Source organism: Streptomyces reniochalinae, from assembly GCF_003323735.1.
GTDB lineage: Bacteria > Actinomycetota > Actinomycetes > Streptomycetales > Streptomycetaceae > Streptomyces > Streptomyces reniochalinae.
This window is the reverse complement of sequence record NZ_QOIM01000024.1, coordinates 125,978-142,688: the sequence shown is the minus strand read 5'-3', so window position 1 is coordinate 142,688 and position 16,711 is coordinate 125,978. Positions and strand designations below refer to the sequence as shown.

The 16,711-nt window shown below is 73.9% G+C and carries 14 protein-coding genes; 8 read left to right on the top strand and 6 right to left on the bottom strand.

Translation table 11 applies throughout. The features are described from left to right. Window positions 1-233 precede the first annotated feature (233 nt). A complete protein-coding gene (locus DQ392_RS06070) occupies window positions 234-1,961 on the bottom strand; it encodes a DEAD/DEAH box helicase (protein WP_114014433.1) in 1,728 nt (575 codons plus the stop codon). Between the two features lie 380 nt (window positions 1,962-2,341). Between DQ392_RS06070 and DQ392_RS06065 the strand changes: the two genes are divergently transcribed. After that, window positions 2,342-3,088 carry a ferritin-like fold-containing protein gene (locus tag DQ392_RS06065; protein ID WP_114014432.1) on the top strand — a complete coding sequence of 249 codons (747 nt, stop codon included), beginning with the start codon at window positions 2,342-2,344 and terminating at the stop codon, window positions 3,086-3,088. A 23-nt stretch (window positions 3,089-3,111) separates the two neighbouring features. On the opposite strand, the gene DQ392_RS06060 is transcribed toward DQ392_RS06065, so the two are convergent. The 4 genes from DQ392_RS06060 to DQ392_RS06045 form a co-directional block, all read right to left on the bottom strand. Then, window positions 3,112-3,492: a hypothetical protein gene (locus DQ392_RS06060; protein ID WP_245981211.1), complete on the bottom strand. Its 381-nt coding sequence runs from the start codon at window positions 3,490-3,492 to the stop codon at window positions 3,112-3,114. 158 nt (window positions 3,493-3,650) lie between these two features. After that, window positions 3,651-3,878 (bottom strand): DUF3107 domain-containing protein, encoded by a 228-nt coding sequence (locus DQ392_RS06055; protein WP_114014431.1) that lies wholly within the window; start codon window positions 3,876-3,878, stop codon window positions 3,651-3,653. A 171-nt stretch (window positions 3,879-4,049) separates the two neighbouring features. Further along, complete coding sequence (locus DQ392_RS06050) at window positions 4,050-4,673, bottom strand: TetR/AcrR family transcriptional regulator (protein WP_114014430.1); 624 nt, start codon at window positions 4,671-4,673, stop codon at window positions 4,050-4,052. A gap of 123 nt (window positions 4,674-4,796) precedes the next feature. Further along, complete coding sequence (locus tag DQ392_RS06045) at window positions 4,797-5,039, bottom strand: hypothetical protein (RefSeq protein ID WP_114014429.1); 243 nt, start codon at window positions 5,037-5,039, stop codon at window positions 4,797-4,799. Window positions 5,040-5,261: 222 nt separating this feature from the next. On the opposite strand from DQ392_RS06045, the gene DQ392_RS06040 reads away from it, so the two are divergent. The 7 genes from DQ392_RS06040 to moeZ all read left to right on the top strand — a co-directional run bounded on the left by DQ392_RS06040 (window position 5,262) and on the right by moeZ (window position 14,930). Beyond that, a complete protein-coding gene (locus DQ392_RS06040; protein WP_114014428.1) occupies window positions 5,262-6,362 on the top strand; it encodes an alpha/beta fold hydrolase in 1,101 nt (366 codons plus the stop codon). Window positions 6,363-6,365: 3 nt separating this feature from the next. Further along, window positions 6,366-7,901, top strand: coding sequence for a DUF3152 domain-containing protein (locus tag DQ392_RS06035; RefSeq protein ID WP_114014427.1), 1,536 nt, complete (start codon window positions 6,366-6,368; stop codon window positions 7,899-7,901). Between the two features lie 277 nt (window positions 7,902-8,178). Beyond that, a complete protein-coding gene (locus DQ392_RS06030) occupies window positions 8,179-10,230 on the top strand; it encodes a DUF3492 domain-containing protein (protein WP_114014426.1) in 2,052 nt (683 codons plus the stop codon). After that, complete coding sequence (locus tag DQ392_RS34300) at window positions 10,227-11,495, top strand: hypothetical protein (RefSeq protein ID WP_181856293.1); 1,269 nt, start codon at window positions 10,227-10,229, stop codon at window positions 11,493-11,495. Before DQ392_RS06030 ends, DQ392_RS34300 begins: the two co-directional genes overlap by 4 nt. Window positions 11,496-11,675: 180 nt before the next feature. Next, window positions 11,676-12,872: an SDR family oxidoreductase gene (locus tag DQ392_RS06020; RefSeq protein WP_114014425.1), complete on the top strand. Its 1,197-nt coding sequence runs from the start codon at window positions 11,676-11,678 to the stop codon at window positions 12,870-12,872. After that, the gene (locus DQ392_RS06015; protein ID WP_114014424.1) at window positions 12,860-13,666 is read left to right on the top strand and encodes a spherulation-specific family 4 protein; all 807 of its coding nucleotides are present in this window, start codon (window positions 12,860-12,862) and stop codon (window positions 13,664-13,666) included. The genes DQ392_RS06020 and DQ392_RS06015 overlap by 13 nt, the downstream gene beginning before the upstream one ends. Before the next feature lie 85 nt (window positions 13,667-13,751). After that, window positions 13,752-14,930, top strand: coding sequence for an adenylyltransferase/sulfurtransferase MoeZ (gene moeZ, locus DQ392_RS06010; RefSeq protein WP_114014423.1), 1,179 nt, complete (start codon window positions 13,752-13,754; stop codon window positions 14,928-14,930). A 75-nt stretch (window positions 14,931-15,005) separates the two neighbouring features. On the opposite strand, the gene DQ392_RS06005 is transcribed toward moeZ, so the two are convergent. Beyond that, the gene (locus DQ392_RS06005) at window positions 15,006-16,691 is read right to left on the bottom strand and encodes an alpha/beta hydrolase (RefSeq protein ID WP_114014422.1); all 1,686 of its coding nucleotides are present in this window, start codon (window positions 16,689-16,691) and stop codon (window positions 15,006-15,008) included. Window positions 16,692-16,711 lie beyond the last annotated feature (20 nt).

Below are 16,711 nucleotides of genomic sequence, written 5' to 3'. Positions count from 1 at the left end.
TGGGGACCGGGGAACCGGGAGGCCGGCGGGCCGGGCAGCGGACAAAGCGGCCCAGGTGCCTCACGTGACCGGCGCGCCCCCGAGTGCAGGCCGCCGGCCTTCTTCCGTGTACGTACGGCCGGGACGGCCCCGGAAGGGGACGGGAGGGGCGGCAGGGGCGGCGCGGCGCACACGCGAACGGCTCGGCACCCCTCAGGGGCACCGAGCCGCTGTGTCCCGGCCAGGGACGTGGATCAGCTCTCCGACGCGGGCTGCTCGGCGGAGCGGGTGGCGGCTGCGCGCGAGCGGGTGCGACGGCGGCGGGGCTTGCGCGTCTCACCCTCGCCGGCGGCCTCGGTCTCCTTGGTGGCGGGCGCCTCCGAGGCGGCGGCGGGGGCCCCGGAACGGGTACGGCGGCGCCGGCGCGGCTTGCGCGGCGCCGCGGTGTCCTCGCCCGCCTCCGTGGCGACCGAGCTGCCCTCGGCCGTGGCGGCGGCCTGTTCCGCCGGAGAGTCCGTGCGCAGCGCCCCGCGGGTGCGCCGGCGCTCGCGCGGCTTGCGCGCGGGGCGGGCGCGCTCGGCCGAGGGGCCGGAGCCGCCGGAACCCGCGGACTTGGCACGCGCGCGGCCGCCGCCGCCCGTCTCGCCGAGGTCCTCGATCTCCTCGGCCGCGAGCCCGGCACGCGTGCGATCGGCACGCGGTAGGACGCCCTTGGCCTCCTTGGGGATGGACAGGGCCTCGTACAGGTGCGGCGAGGTGGAGTAGGTCTCCTCCGGGTCGTTGAAGTCCAGCTCCAGCGCCTTGTTGATCAGCTGCCAGCGCGGGATGTCGTCCCAGTCGACCAGCGTGACGGCGGTACCCGAGGCGCCCGCGCGGCCGGTGCGGCCGATGCGGTGCAGGTAGGTCTTCTCGTCCTCGGGCGTCTGGTAGTTGATCACGTGGGTGACGTTGTCGACGTCGATACCGCGGGCGGCGACGTCCGTGCACACCAGGACGTCGACCTTGCCGTTGCGGAAGGCGCGCAGCGCCTGCTCGCGCGCCCCCTGGCCCAGGTCGCCGTGGACGGCGCCGGCCGCGAAGCCGCGCCGGGTCAGCTGCTCGGCGACGTCGGCCGCCGTGCGCTTCGTACGGCAGAAGACCATCGCGAGGGCGCGGCCCTCGGCCTGCAGTATCCGGGCGACCATCTCCGGCTTGTCCATGGAGTGCGCGCGGAAGACGTGCTGGGTGGTGTTGGCCACCGTCTGGCCCTCGTCGTCCGGCGAGGTGGCGCTGATGTGCGTGGGCTGGCTCATGTAGCGGCGGGCGAGCGAGATGACCTGGCCTGGCATCGTCGCGGAGAAGAGCATCGTCTGGCGCCGGGTCGGCAGCATTTCGATGATCTTCTCGACGTCGGGCAGGAAGCCCAGGTCGAGCATCTCGTCGGCCTCGTCCAGGACGAGCGCCCTGATCTGCGAGAGCCGCAGCTTCTTCTGGCCCGCCAGGTCCAGCAGCCGGCCCGGCGTGCCGACGACGACGTCGACACCCTTGTTGAGGGCTTCGACCTGCGGCTCGTAGGCGCGGCCGCCGTAGATCGGCACGACCCGCACGTTGCGGACCTTGCCCGCGGTGAGCAGATCGTTGGTGACCTGCTGGCACAGCTCACGGGTGGGGACGACGACGAGGGCCTGCGGCGCGTCGGACAGCTCCTCCGGCTTGGCGCGGCCCAGCTCGACGTCGGCGGGGACGGTCACCGACTCCAGCAGCGGAAGCCCGAACCCCAGCGTCTTGCCGGTGCCCGTCTTCGCCTGACCGATGACGTCGGTGCCCGCGAGGGCGACCGGGAGCGTCATCTCCTGGATCGGGAAGGGTGAGGTGATGCCGACGGCTTCGAGGGCCTCGGCTGTCTCGGGAAGGATCCCCAGATCTCTGAACGTGGTGGACAGGGTGCTTGCCTCTTCTGTGTGACGCGCGGGTGGGGCTGCGGCGTCCGGACGTCCCAGCATGTGGGACGGTCCAGCGGAGCGAGGAGAGGATCTACCGCATCCGGGCGGCCGTCGTATCGGCCCGCCCTGTGGGTGCGGGACCACTGGCTCCCGCTCAAGCGCCTCACTCGCGCGAGCGGTCCCTCTCAGCGCGACCCGTGCGGGGAGCACGAACCGGCGGAAGGCTGTCGGGTCGGAGCCGATCGGGCCACCGACCGGGCATCCGCATTTCATGCATGCAGCGAGTCCACGTCATCCGGCGGACCCAATATCACTGTACCCCGAATCCGCGCATGTGTACCGGGGCAATCGTTGTGTACGAGCTCACCGCAGGTCCGCGCGGGCTTCCCGGCACCGGGCAGGGCCCCCGCGAGCTGGGGCCTCGGGCTATCGTGCGCAGTATGGAGACGCCTGACAAGACCGCCGACGAAGGTTCCGAGCACGCCCCCGCCACCCCGACCGCCTCCCAGAACTGGGAGCAGGCCGCGGCGGACCCGACCTACCGTGCCGCGGTCGTCGACCTGCTGGGGGCCCTGGCCTACGGGGAGCTGGCGGCCTTCGAGCGGCTCGCCGAGGACGCGAAGCTGGCACCCTCGCTCGCCGACAAGGCCGAGCTGGCCTCGATGGCGTCGGCCGAGTTCGGCCACTTCGAGAAACTGCGCGAGCGGCTGGCCCGGATCGACGAGGACCCCACGGCGGCGATGGAGCCGTTCGCCGCGCCCCTGGAGGAGTTCCACCGGCTGACCGCGCCCTCCGACTGGCTGGAGGGCCTGATCAAGGCGTACGTCGGGGACTCGATCGCCTCCGATTTCTACCGCGAGGTGGCGACCAGGCTGGACACCGACACCCGTGCGCTGGTGCTCAGCGTGCTGGCCGACACCGGGCACTCCAGCTTCGCCGTGGAGAAGGTGCGGGCCGCCATCGAGGCCGAACCCCGCGTGGGCGGGCGCCTCGCGCTGTGGGCGCGGCGGCTGATGGGGGAGGCGCTGTCCCAGGCGCAGCGGGTCGTCGCCGAGCGGGACGCGCTCTCCACGATGCTGGTCGGCGGGCTGGCCGACGGCTTCGACCTCGCCGAGGTCGGCAAGATGTTCTCCCGGATCACCGAGGCCCATACCAAGCGGATGGCCGCGCTGGGGCTCGCCGCCTGATGACGGACTCCACGGGCCGGGGCTCAGGCCCGCCGCCTGACTGAGGACTCCACGAGCCCGGACTCGGCGAAGGGGGCCTTGGCGAACCCGGGCTCCCGGAACCGGGGATCCACGGAGCGCGGCGGGGTGGTGCGCAGGGTGTCCCTGCGCCACTGCCGGCGCCCGGGCGCGTCCCGCAGCAGCAGCGAGAGCAGCGCCGCGCTGACCCCCAGGGCCACGCACAGGGCCAACAGGAGGTGTCCAGCGCCGAAGACGGTGTGGCTGATGAGACCGCCGACGAGGGCGGCGACCGGGCCCGTGGCCAGCACGAGCCGCCGGTCGGGAAGCCGCTCGGGGAACCGCCTGCTCGCGACGAGGGCGAGGGCGAGTCCAAGGCTTGCGGAGCCGAGAGCCTCCCAGATCATGAGGACCTCCACGGGGTGGCGGTGAGCTGACCGCTGGTCGCGGTCGTTCCCGGTCTCCCCCTGGGTACGGACGCTGAAACGGCGGCCGCGGAAGCAAAATCCGCGGCCGCCGCCGTGCGCGTGACCCTGCCGTCTCCCCGACGGCGCCGAGGCCCGTCTCAGATGGCGCCGAAGCCCACCTTGCGGCCCGACGGCTGGCCGATCTCGATGTAGGCGACACGGTCCGCCGGGATCAGGATCTTCCGGCCGTGCTCGTCCTCGAGGCTGAGCAGCCCGGAGCCCTTCTCCAATGCCGCCGCCACCGTGCTCTCGAGCTCGTCAGGAGTCTGCTTGCTCTCCATGACGATCTCGCGAGGCGCGTACTGCACGCCGATCTTGACCTCCACGGCTATGTCCCTCCGACGGTCTGGTGTCCCCGTGCCGATGCCCGGGATGCGATGCGCGGCCAGCCGCGCCGTACTGGAGTAACCCTAGCTCTCGGCGAGGGACGCCGAGGGGGCGCGGTCGCACGCCGGCAGCGAACAACCGCGCCCCCTCGGACCGGGGAGGACGCCGGACTACTGCATCGGGAACCCGGCGATACCGCGCCAGGACAGCGAGGAGATCAACTTGGCCGCCGCGTCCCGCGGGATCCGCTGCCCCGACCCCAGCCAGTAGCGCGCGGTGATCTGCGCCATGCCGCACAGGCCGACGGCCAGCAGCATGGACTGTTCCTGGGAGAGCTTGGTGTCCTCGGCGATGACCTCGCTGACGGCCTGCGCGCAGTCCAGGCTCACCTTGTCCACGCGCTCGCGCACCGCGGGCTCGTTCGTCAGGTCCGACTCGAACACCAGGCGGAAAGCGCCGCCCTCGTCCTCCACGAAACCGAAGTACGCGTCCATGGTGGCCGCCACGCGCTGCTTGTTGTCCGTCGTGGACTCCAGCGCCCTGCGTACCGCCTGGAGCAGCGCCTCGCAGTGCTGGTCGAGAAGCGCCAGGTACAGGTCCAGCTTTCCCGGGAAGTGCTGGTAGAGCACCGGTTTGCTGACGCCGGCACGTTCGGCGATGTCGTCCATCGCCGCCGCGTGGTAACCCTGCGCGACGAAGACCTCCTGAGCTGCGCCCAGCAGTTGGTTGCGTCGGGCCCGGCGGGGCAGACGCGTGCCACGCGGGCGCGCTTCGGTCTGCTCGATGGCTGTCACGCCGCCTCCCTGTGTGTTTCTGAGCGCGAGCTGCGCTGTGCCGCCATCGTACTTTTCAGTAACGGGAGTGGGGGCTCCACGGGCCCCCGAATTTTCCGCCGTCACCCGGGCACGGCGGGTGCTTTATCGGTACTCGTCCTCATTCAGCTCCACCACGCGTGCCTGCTCCGCCGCGTCGGCGGGGTCGGCCTCGTGCGAGCCGGACGGGGCGAGCGGCTCGTCGCGCTGCCGCAGCACATCGGTGTGCTGTTCGGCCGCGTCCGCCTCCGTGGCCTCGGGGTTCTCCGTCCCCTCCGGCTCTTCCTCCTGGGCGCCGTCGGTGTACGTGTCGTCAAAGGTTTCCGGGTCGGTCGGGTCGAGCGGCATGCCTGCTCCCCTCTCCAGGGTGCTGCCCGCCTGAGCGGGTCTACTTCCGAGACTAGGAGCGGGTCACCAGGGGCGCACGCCCGCATGCACGTTTCCTGCGGAACGGTTGCGTGCGGGCGGGAGCGGACGCCGTGTGCCTCTGCCATCCCCCGTGCACCGGTGTGTTTCTTCTGTGACGGTGGACACGTGAGGGTGTGTGTGATCGTCTCGTAACATTGCCCCATGTCCTCCACCGAGCAGCCGGAGACCTCCGCTGCCGCGGCCCGCGCCGCCGCGCCGTCCAGCACGCCGCCGGGCTCCCGCGTCGGCGCCCGGGAGACGCTCAGGACGGTCTCGCTGCCGGGCCTGACGCTGGCCGTGCGCGCCCTGCGCGACGAGGCCCCCGACGGCGCTCCCGCCGGGTCGGACACCCCCTTCCCCTCGCGGGGCGCACGGTCCGGGGCCCGGACCCGTACGGGCGCGCTGTACGTGCACGGGCTGGGGGGCTCCTCCCTCAACTGGACGGCCCTGATGGGCGAGCTCGCCCCCGACGTGGCGGGCGAGGCACTCGACCTGCCCGGCTTCGGCGACTCCCCGCCGCCCGACGACGGCGACTACTCGGTCTCGGGCCACGCCCGCGCGGTCATCCGCTACCTGGACACCCGCGCAGCGGGCCCCGTGCACCTGCTGGGCAACTCCCTCGGCGGCGCCGTGACGACCCGGGTGGCCGCCGTACGCCCCGACCTGGTGCGCACTCTGACACTGATATCCCCCGCGCTGCCGGAGATCCCGCCGCAGCGCACCGCCTGGCCGACCGCGCTGATGGCGGTGCCCGGCATCGCCGCGCTGTTCGGCAGGCTCACCCGCGACTGGCCGGCCGAACGCCGCACCGGCGGGATCCTGGGACTGTGCTACGGCGACCCGGCGCGGGTCAGCCCGGAGGACTTCGCGGCCGCCGCTGAGGAGTACGACCGAAGGATGCGGCTGCCCTACTTCTGGGACGCCATGGTCCGCTCGACACGGGGCATCATGGACGCCTATACCCTGGGAGGCCAGCACGCGCTCTGGCGGCAGGCCGAGCGGGTACTGGCGCCCACGCTGCTGATCTACGGAGGGCGCGACCAGCTGGTCGCCTTCCGGATGGCCCGGCGCGCCTCGGCCGCGTTCCGCGACTCCCGGCTGCTGGCTCTGCCGGACGCGGGGCACGTCGCCATGATGGAGTACCCCGAGATCGTCGCGAGTGCCGTCCGCGAGCTGATCGACGACGCGGCCACGGCCGCACGGCGGTCGAACACCCCCGCAGCCGGGACCGCCGCACAAGGAACCGGCAACCTCGAAAGGTGACCAGTGGGACGCCACAGCCGTAAGGGCAAGGCCGGTACCGCGCGCGGCCGGCAGCGCCCCGGTATACCGGAGCACCAGGCGGACGGCGGGCGGGCCGCCGCCCGGTCCCGCGACGCCGGCGTCCCCGGCCGGCCCGGTGCCGCCGGGCGGGAGGGGGAACTCGCCGCGCCGTACCCCGCCGAGGGCGCCCCCTCAGCCGGCCCAGGACCGCGGGGCACCCCCGCGCACGGCGTCCCCGCGCACGTCGACGAGCCCACCCGCGGCGGACACCCGCAGTTCGGCGAGGAGCACCGCCACGGCCCCGGTGGCGGGGCGCACGGCTACGGCTCCGCGTACGGCCAGGGCCAAGGGCGGCCCCAGGGGCGCGGCCAGGCGCAGAACCCGTGGCGCTCCCAGGCGTCCGAGCAGCACCGCGGCGGCCCGCACGGGCCGCGCCAGGACTACCTGGACGCCTTCGACGACGCGGTCTTCACCCACAGGGCAGCCGGCGGCCCCGGCACCGCCGCTGCCCTGGGCGACGCCGACGCGCGCCGGCGCCCTGCCGACGCGCGTCAGCGCCCTGCGGGCCCCTCAGGCGTGCCGCGGGCGCCCCACCGCGCCGCCGGGCCCGCCGCGTCCGGACCGCAGGCGCCGGAGGCCACCGCCGCCGCGCCCCCCGCGGACGACGAGCCGCGCGGCGACCGCGCGGCGGTGTCCGCGCAGCCGCGTCCACGGCGGCAGCGCACCGGCGGCAGAGCGCGCACGTACACGGGCATCGCCGCCGCGGCCATCACGACCGTGCTGGCGATCGTCATCGCCGGGCAGGTGGCGGGCGGCGAACACAGCTCGGGCCAGTCCGACGACGGAGCCAACACGGGCGAGCGGGCGCCGGGCGGAACCACCGCGAAAGACGACCGCGCCGACCGCGGGACGCGGCCCACCCCGGGCGACGAGGCCGCCTCGTACGACGCGAAGATGGCGCACGTCTATCCGCTGGCCGACGACCTGGAGGGAACGAACGAGTTCTCCGCGGTCCCCGGCCACCAGAAGGGCGGCGGCAAGGGCGGGGTGATCCGCTACCGCGTGGACGTGGAGAAGGAACTGCCGCTGGACGGCGAGCTGTTCGCCGAGGCGGTCCACAAGACGCTCAACGACGAGCGCAGCTGGGCGCACGGCGGCAAGCGCAGCTTCGAGCGGGTCTCGTCGGGGAAGGCGACGTTCGTCATCACCCTCGCCACGCCGAAGACCACCGACCTGTGGTGCGCCAAGTCGGGCCTGGACACCAGCGAACAGAAGGTGTCCTGCGACTCGGCGGCCACCGATCGAGTCATGATCAACGGCTACCGGTGGGCGCGCGGGGCCAAGACGTTCGGCCCCGGACAGATGCACGCCTACCGCCAGATGCTGATCAACCACGAGGTCGGCCACCGGCTCGGCCACGACCACGTCGGCTGCCCCGGCGACGGTGAGCCCGCCCCGGTGATGATGCAGCAGACCAAGTACCTGACCACGCAGGGCAAGACCTGCCGCCCCAACGCCTGGCCCCACCCGCGCGGCTGACCCCCGCAATCGTCATCGCCCGTACGGCTCGTGCGGTGCGCGGTGGTTCCCGTAGAGCGGGCTGTTCCCGTAGAGCGGGCTGTTCCCGTAGAGCGGGCTGTTCCCGTGATGCGGGAAAACGCGTGACGCGCGGGAAAGTCACGGGTCTTCACCCCTTCCGGTGGTGTGACGGACAACCGTCCACCGTGCGACGGGGGCGCGCATAGCGTCATCCGCGTCCCGCCACCGAGCCGTTCGCGGCCGGTGGCACGCCGCGACGAGGGTTGGGGGTGCGCACGTGCGCATCGCACTGCTTACGGAAGGTGGTTACCCCTATCTGCGGGGTGAGTCCGCGCTGTGGTGCGACCGCCTGCTGCGCGGCCTGGACGGCCACGAGTTCGCCGTTCACGCCCTCAGCCGCAGCGCACGGCAGGAGCGGGCCGGCTGGTGTGAGCTGCCTGCCAACGTGACCCGGGTGCGCACGGCGCCGCTGTGGGGCCCGGGGGAGCCGGCCGGTGAGACCGTGCGCGGGCTCGGGCACGGTCTCCACGGACGGCGCGAGAGGCGTCGCTTCCGCGAGTGCTTCTCCCTGCTCGCCGAGGCCGTGTGCACCGCGCAGTACGGCGTGCGGGCCGACGCGCTCCGGGGTGCAGGTGCCGCCGTCGGGGCGGTCGTCACCTCGCAGGCGGACCGTTTCGCCGCAGGTCTGTACGGGCTGGCCGAACTGGCGGCCGAACGCGACGGACTGAGCGCCGCCCTCCGCTCCGAGCAGGCGGTGCGCATCCTGCAGGGCGCCTGCCGCGCGCCGGGTGCGCTGCGCGCCGCGCACGCCGCCCGGGTCGAGGACCTCCTCGCGGTGGCGGAGCGGCTGGAGCGCGCACTGCGTCCGCTCTCGCTGGACTGGTACGGACTGCGCGGCGGGGAAGCGGGTCTGTCGGCGTCCGACCTGTGTCACGCGGTCGGCGCAGGGCCCGCCGCACTGCCCGGGCTGCTGGCCCACCGTGCCGCCGGTGTCCCCCTGCTCATCACGGAGTACGGCGTGCGGCTGCGCGCGCACTACCTGGCGAGCGCCGCGGGTGCCACGGGAGCCGTCGCACGCGGCGTGGCGGGCGCCCCGGTCCGCGCCCTGCTCGGCTCCTTCCAGCGGCTGCTGACCCAGGAGGCGTACGCGCGGGCCCACGTCATCACGCCGGGCAACGCGCACGACCGGACGTGGCAGGAGCGGTGCGGCGCGGACCGCGCCCGGCTGCGCACCGTCTACCCGGGCATGGACCCGGCGCCGTTCGACGCGGTGGGGGAGCGCTCCGCCGACCTGCCGCCGCGCGACGGGTGCCGCGCGGACGGCGCGCCGACGCTGGTGTGGGCGGGGCGGATCGGCCCCGCCAAGGACGTGAGCACCCTGCTGCACGCCTTCGCCCGGGTGCGGGAGACGCTGCCGGCGGCGCGGCTGCGGATCGTCGAGACGGGCGGTTCCGACGGCCGTTCCAGGCCCGCGGCGGCCGGCGGCGACGGGGACGACGCCTACCTGCCGCTGTGCCGGGCGCTGGCCGCTCGGCTGTTCCCCGCGGACGCCGGCGGCGCCTGCCCCGTCGCCTTCGACGCCGTGGGCAGCCGCACGGTGCCCACCCTCGCCGACGCCTACGCCGCCGGGGACGTGGTGGTGCTCTCCAGCGCGGTGGAGGGCTTCCCCGTCTCGCTGGTGGAGGCCATGTTCTGCGGGCGGGCGACCGTCTCCACGGAGGTCGGCGCGGTCCGCGAGGTCATCGGCGGCACCGGCTTGGTCGTCCCGCCGCGCGACCCGCGCGCGCTCGCCGAGGCGTGCGCGGCGCTGCTGGGCGATCGGACGCGCGCCACACGCCTGGGCGCCGCCGCGCGTGCGCGGGCGCTCGAACTGTTCACCGTCCGCCAGAACGTGGAGACCTTCCGCGCCCTCTACCTGGAGGTGCTGGCCCGGCACCCGGCCGGTGCGCGCGCGGCCGACCGGGCCCAGGCGCCGGACGAGGACGACGTCGCCACCCCGGCGCATCCGTTCGCGCGTCCCGCCGAGTCCCATCTGCCAGGCCGCTGGGCAGGCGCGACCCGGCGCGGCGCCGGCACCGCCCCCGCGGGCCCCGAAGGAGGGCGCTCGGCGGGCACGACCGGCCGCGCGGGCCGCCGCACCACCACACGAGTCCCGGCGGGCGGCGCCACGCACACCCCGAGCTGGGCCGGACAGGACCGCCCCGCGGACGGGCTTTCCGCACGGAACCGCCCTGCGGACGGGCTTCCCGCACGGAACGCGCCACCGTGGCGTGCGGCACCGGAGCGCGCCGCCGTCGGCGCCGAACCGGAGGAGGCGACGACCCCGTGAACACCCACCCCGCTCCCGCCGACCAAGGTTCCGGTTCCTCCGCCGACCCCGTCCGTGTGCTGCTGCGCCGGCACAGCACGCTGTGCGAACGGGCGGTCGATCCCCTGGAGATCGCCGCCGGGCTGGAGGCCGGCGGCGTCACGGACCGCACGGTCGCCTCGTGCCGGCACCGCGACGTCTTCTCCCTGGCCGAGGAGCTGTACGCCCGCGCGCCCCGGCGGGAGGACGACGCGCAGGACCGTACGCCTGTCGCGCCCTCCGCTTCCGGTCTCGGTGCCCGTACCGAGACCGGCTCCGGGCACCCGGGCGGCGGGGCGGATCCCACCCTGCCCGCTCGCGGTCCGGTGCCCGCGCGGCTGCTCTCCGGGGCCGCCGCGCTCGGGCTGCCCCTGCTGCCCGGCCTCCTGTGCGCGGGCACCCTGGCCTGGCTCGTCCTGCTGGAGAGCGCGCCGCCCGCTCTGCGCGCCGTCGTCTGCGCCGTGGGCGCGGGCGCGGTACTCGGCAGTGGCGTCGCGTCCGTACGCGCCCTCCCGGCCACACCCCGCGCGGCCGGGATGAGACCGCGGCCGTTCCCCGTACTGCCGTTCCTGTGCGTGTGCTGGCTGGCCGGATACGCGCTCTACGGTGACTGGCTGCTGCGGCAACTCCTCGGCGGCGGGCCCGAGTTTCCCGGCAGCGCCCCGGCACCGCCCCCGCCCGGTGTCCCCCTGGGCCTCACGCTGGCCCTCGCCCCCGCGGTGTGGTGCGCGCGCTGGTTCGCACACGCCGCGCGGCGCAAGCTCGCCGGGTGCCGCAGCCTGGAGGAGTTCTCCGCCCGCGTGCGGCCTGCGCTGGCGCTGGCCCTGCTCGCCTTCGCGGTGAGCTGCCCGGCGCTCCTGTGGGGGGCGCACACCCTTGCCGACGGTGCCTACGCGGGAGGGGAGAGGGTCGACGTCCCGGCCGGGCCCGCCTTCGCCGCCACCGCCGCTGTGCTGCTGTTGCTGTTCGCGGCGCTGCTGCTGGGCGCGCACGGCTTCCGGCAGGCCGCCCGTGCCGGGCTCCTGACCGCCTGCGCGCTGGAGGCCGCCGTCCTGCTGTCCGTTCCGGTCGCACGGCTGCCCTGGCTACAGGCGCTGAGCAGGCCCGTGGAGGCGCTGGTGGCACACCAGGGCACGGCGTCCGTCCCGCTGGCGGCCTGCGGCTGCGCCGCCCTCGTCCTGCTGGCGTACGCGTCAATCACGCTGCCCCGCGCCTCCGCACACCACCGGGAGGCGGCGCCCGCGTGAGCGGCGCGCCACCCTTCCGTCCCCGTACCGGCACGGGCTTACGAGCCCGCTGTCTGACATCGACAAGGAGCCCCACCCCATGACCCACGCGCAGTCGGCACACCGCGGCACCGCAGGGCGGCCGGCCCACACAGCCGTGCGACCGCTTCAGGACGGCCTCCCGCACGAGGAGGTCACACGATGAGGGTGCTGCTGCTGGGCGCCGGCGGATACCTGGGCCGGTTCGTCGCCGACCGGCTGCTCGCCGACCCCGCCGTGCAGCTCACCGCGCTCGGCAGGGGCGACGACGCGGACGTGCGGTTCGACCTGTCCACCGGCAGTCCGGGGGCGCTCACCCGTTTCCTGGACGCGGTCCACCCGGGCGTCGTCATCAACTGCGCCGGTACCACCAGGGGCAACGGGCGCGAGCTGATCCGGCACAACGTGGTGGCCACCGCCGCCGTCTGCGAGGCACTGCGCCGCAGCGGCTGCGGCGCCCGTCTCGTGCACGTGGGATGCGCCGCCGAGTACGGGCCCTCCCAGCCGGGTTCGTCCACGGGGGAGGACGCGGTACCGCGCCCCGGCGGTCCCTACGGGGTCAGCAAACTGGCCGGCACCGAACTGGTGCTCGCCTCCGGGCTGGACGCCGTCGTGCTGCGGGTCTTCTCACCCGTCGGGCCCGGCACCCCCGCGGGATCGCCCCTCGGGCGCATCGCCGAAGCGATGCGGCGCGCGATGCAGCAGGGGGACGGCGAACTGAAGCTGGGGGGGCTGGGGGTGCAGCGCGACTTCGTCGACGTGCGCGACGTCGCGCGCGCCGTGCACGCCGCCTCGCTGTCGGCGGCCCAGGGCATCGTCAACATCGGCACCGGCCGGGCGGTGCGCCTGCGGGACGCCGCCTCCCTGCTGGCCCGTGTCGCCGGATACGCCGGGTCCGTGCACGAGCAGGGCGGCGGTCCGGCACCCGGCGACGGACATCCGGGGGCCGTGGCAGGCGCACACGGCACCGGGCCCGGCGGCCCTGGCGCCCCCGGCGGACCTGCGGGCCCCGGCGGAAACGGAGGCCCCGCGGGGCCCGGCGGGCAGATGCCGGTGATCCCCGCACAGGTCCACGCCGGCCACGCCCTCCAGGCGGCGCACGCGCAGCAGGGCGCACACGGGCACCACCCCGGACAGCCCCCGGCGGCCTCGCAGCACGTCCCGCACGCGGCGCCCTCCGCGCAGTCGGCACCCGTGGCTCCGTCCGGCCCGCCCGCCTCCTACCCGTACCCGGACGGGTGCGGCGCCTGGCAGCAGGCGGACGTCCGTACGGCCAGGGACCGGCTCGGCTGGCGGCCGCGCATCGGGATGGAGGAGTCGCTGGCCGACATCTGGATGGAGGCCGCGTGCCGTATCTGACGACACCGCCGGGGCGGGCCCGCCGGGCCGGCGACGGCAGCGGGGTGCGCCGGCTCGGCCTGGGGGTTCCCGGCTGTGCGCATCCCCTGCTGGCGCCCGCGGAGTGGGCGGAGCTCTCCCGGCCCGGGGTCGGCGCCTTCCCCGGGCCCGAACGGGAAGCGGGGCCGCTGCACTGGGTGGTGCTGGACATCGCCGACGGTCCCGGCGCGCGCCCCGACCCGTACTGCGCCCCCGCGGCGGCCGCGCTGCGTTCCGCCGGTGTCGCACTCCTCGGCCGTCTCGACATGCGGGACGGTACGCGGACATTCGGCGAGCTGGTCTCCGAGGCCCACAGGTTCCTCGACTGGTACCGGGTGGACGGCTTCCACCTGGTGCACGCGCCCGGCGGCGCTGACCGGCTGGGGCACGTCCAGCGCCTGGCGGCCACCCTGCGCGCCCTGCTGGGCGGTGAGCAGGGCGGCGGACACCTCGTCCTGGCGCCCGGCGGCCCCTCGCACCCGGCCTACCTCGAGTGCGTCGATCAGCTGGTCACCTATGCCGGGAACTGGGCGGACTACCGCTGGTCGCAGGCCGAGGAGTGGACGGCGGCGCACCCTGCCGAGCGCTTCTGCCACCTGGTGCACTCGCTGCCGCGGCTGCACCTGGAGGAGGCGCTGCGCATCGCCCGCTGGCAGGGCGCGGGCACCGTCTGCTTCACGGACCGCACCCGCGGCGCGGGCCGGGACCCCTGGGAGACGCTGCCCGGGTACTGGGACGAGATCGTCTCGTGTCTTGGACCTGGTGTCTCGGAATGAGATAGCGCGTGGCAGTGTTACGAGAGGAACGGCCCGCCTTCGGGCGGGTGACTTCCCGCACGTCCCACCGACCATCGGAGTCTCCGTGTCACTGCCACCCCTGGTCGAGCCAGCTGATGAGCTCACCGTCGACGAGGTCCGCAGGTACTCACGTCACCTGATCATCCCGGATGTCGGGATGGAGGGTCAGAAACGGCTCAAGAACGCGAAGGTGCTGTGTGTGGGCGCGGGGGGTCTCGGCTCCCCCACCCTGATGTATCTCGCCGCAGCCGGTGTCGGGACGCTCGGCATCATCGAGTTCGACGAGGTCGACGAGTCGAACCTCCAGCGCCAGGTCATCCACAGCCAGGCGGACATCGGCCGCTCGAAGGCGGAGTCGGCGAAGGACACGGTGCTGGGGATCAACCCCTACACCCAGGTCAATCTGCACGAGGAGCGGCTCGACTCCTCGAACGTGATGGACATCTTCGCCCCCTACGACCTGATCGTGGACGGCACGGACAACTTCGCCACCCGCTACCTGGTCAACGACGCCTGCGTGCTGCTGAACAAGCCGTACGTGTGGGGTTCCATCTACCGCTTCGACGGCCAGGCGAGCGTCTTTTGGAGCGAGCACGGCCCCTGCTACCGCTGCCTGTACCCGGAGCCCCCGCCGCCCGGCATGGTGCCGAGCTGCGCGGAGGGCGGCGTGCTGGGCGTGCTGTGCGCCTCCGTCGGCTCGATCCAGGTCAACGAGGCCATCAAGCTGCTGGCCGGCATCGGTGAGCCGCTGGTCGGCCGCCTGATGATCTACGACGCGCTGGAGATGACCTACCGCCAGGTCAAGGTCCGCAAGGACCCGGACTGCGCGATCTGCGGCCCCAACGCGACGGTCACCGAGCTGATCGACTACGAGGCGTTCTGCGGTGTCGTCTCCGATGAGGCGCAGGAGGCCGCCGCCGGCTCCACCATCACTCCCAAGCAGCTCAAGGAGTGGATGGACGACGGCGAGCAGATCGACGTCATCGACGTGCGCGAGCAGAACGAGTACGAGATCGTCTCGATCCCCGGTGCCCGGCTGATCCCCAAGAACGAGTTTTTGATGGGCAACGCGCTCCAGGACCTCTCGCAGGACAAGAAGATCGTCTTGCACTGCAAGACGGGTGTCCGCTCCGCCGAGGTGCTGGCCGTCCTCAAAAACGCCGGATTCGCCGACGCCGTGCACGTCGGCGGCGGTGTGATCGGGTGGGTCAACCAGATCGAGCCCGAGAAGCCGGTCTACTGAGCCGGCCTCCGCGACCGCGACAGGGCGGTGCTCCCCGGACGAGGGGAGCACCGCCCTTCGTCGTGCCGGCGGCGTTCACCGGCAGTTCGTGCCGTCCTCGGGGACCTTCCCGCGCAGCAGATAGCCGTCGACCGCACGCCGTACGCACGTGTTGTCGCTGTCGTAGGCGCCGTGTCCCTCGCCCCGGTAGGTGACCTCTGTCCCGACGCCCTCGCCCAGCTCCTCCTTCATGGCGCGCGTGCCCCCGTAGGGCGTCGCGGGGTCCCCTGTCGTGCCGACGAGCAGGATGGGATCGGCGCCGGCGGCCCGCACCGGCGGAGACGTCCACTGTCCGTGGACCGGCCAGTCGTGGCAGGAGGAGAGCCCCCAGGCCGACATCGGCCCGAAGACGGGTGACGCCTCGGTGAAGCCGGGAAGCTCGGACTTGATCTCCCGCACGCCGTAGCGCTGCCGGTTGTCGGCACAGCTGATGGCTGTCAGGGAGGACTGGAGCGTGCTGTAGGTACCGTCCTGGTTGCGTCCGTTGAGTGCGTCCGCCAGCAGCAGCAGGGTGCTCCCGTCGCCGTCCACCAGCGCGTCCTCCAGCCCCCGTGCGAGCAGCTGCCAGGTGTCCTTGGCGTACAGCGCCTGCGCGATGCCGCCCTCGGCCAGTGACTCGGTCAGCTTGCGGCCGCTGTCGGTGGGCATCGGCTCGGCGTCGAGCTCGGCCAGCAGGTCGGTGATCCGCTGCTTCCCCTCGTCGGGGTCCTCGCCCACCGGGCAGTCCTCGCCACGCGCCGCGCACGCCTTGAGGAAGTTGTCGAGTGCCAACTGGAAGCCGCTGGACTGGCTGAGCGAGCCGGAGACCGGAGTGGAGCGCGGGTCGACGACGGCGTCGAAGACGGCGCGCCCGACGCTGTCCGGGTACAGGTGCGCGTAGACGCCGCCCAGTTCGGTGCCGTAGGAGATGCCGAAGTAGTGCAGCTTCTGATCGCCTAGCACCTGGCGCATCACGTCCATGTCGCGTGCGGTGTTCTCCGTCGTCAGGTGCGGCAGGAGCGTCCCGGCCCGTTTTTCGCATCCGTGGGCGAAGTTCTGCTGGCGGGCGAAGAGGCGTTTTTGCTCCCTGTCGGTGTCCGGCGTCCAGTCGGCGGCGAAGTAGCCGTCCAGTTTCCGGTCGCTCAAACACCTCACCCCCTCGCTGCGGCCCACCCCGCGAGGGTCGAAGCTCACCAGGTCGTAGCGGCCGCGCAGCTTCTCGTAGTCCCGGGCGAAGGCGGGCAGGGTGGCCACCCCTGAGCCGCCGGGGCCGCCGAAGTTGAACAGCAGCGAGCCGATGCGCCTTCCGCCGCCCTTGCGTTCGGTGGCCCGGATCATCGCGATGCCGATCGTCTTGCCCTTGGGCTCGTCGTAGTCGAGCGGCACCTTCAGCTCGGCGCACTCCCAGCGCGTCCCTCCCGGCAGCGGGGAGGGCGAGCCGGCGTCGCTGCCCTGCGCCGCGTTCGGCTCGGGACAGCGCGACCAGGACAGCTTCTGCCGGGTGACGGAGTCGGGCAGCGCGGGAGAAGGGGGCCCGGTGGGTTTGCCGGTGGGCCGGGTGGAGGAGGCGGAAGGGGAGTCCGGGGCGCTGCCCGGCGGGGAGGAGCCGCGGACGTCGGGACGGGCCGTCTGCTTCCCCGTGCCGTCCGACGCGTCGCTGCCGCAGCCGCTCGCGACGGCCGCGGTCGCTATGAGCGCCGCCACGAGGGCGGCACCGGGCCGCAGGGAGCGGGTATGGCGCATGGGACGTCCTCCCGTGCAGA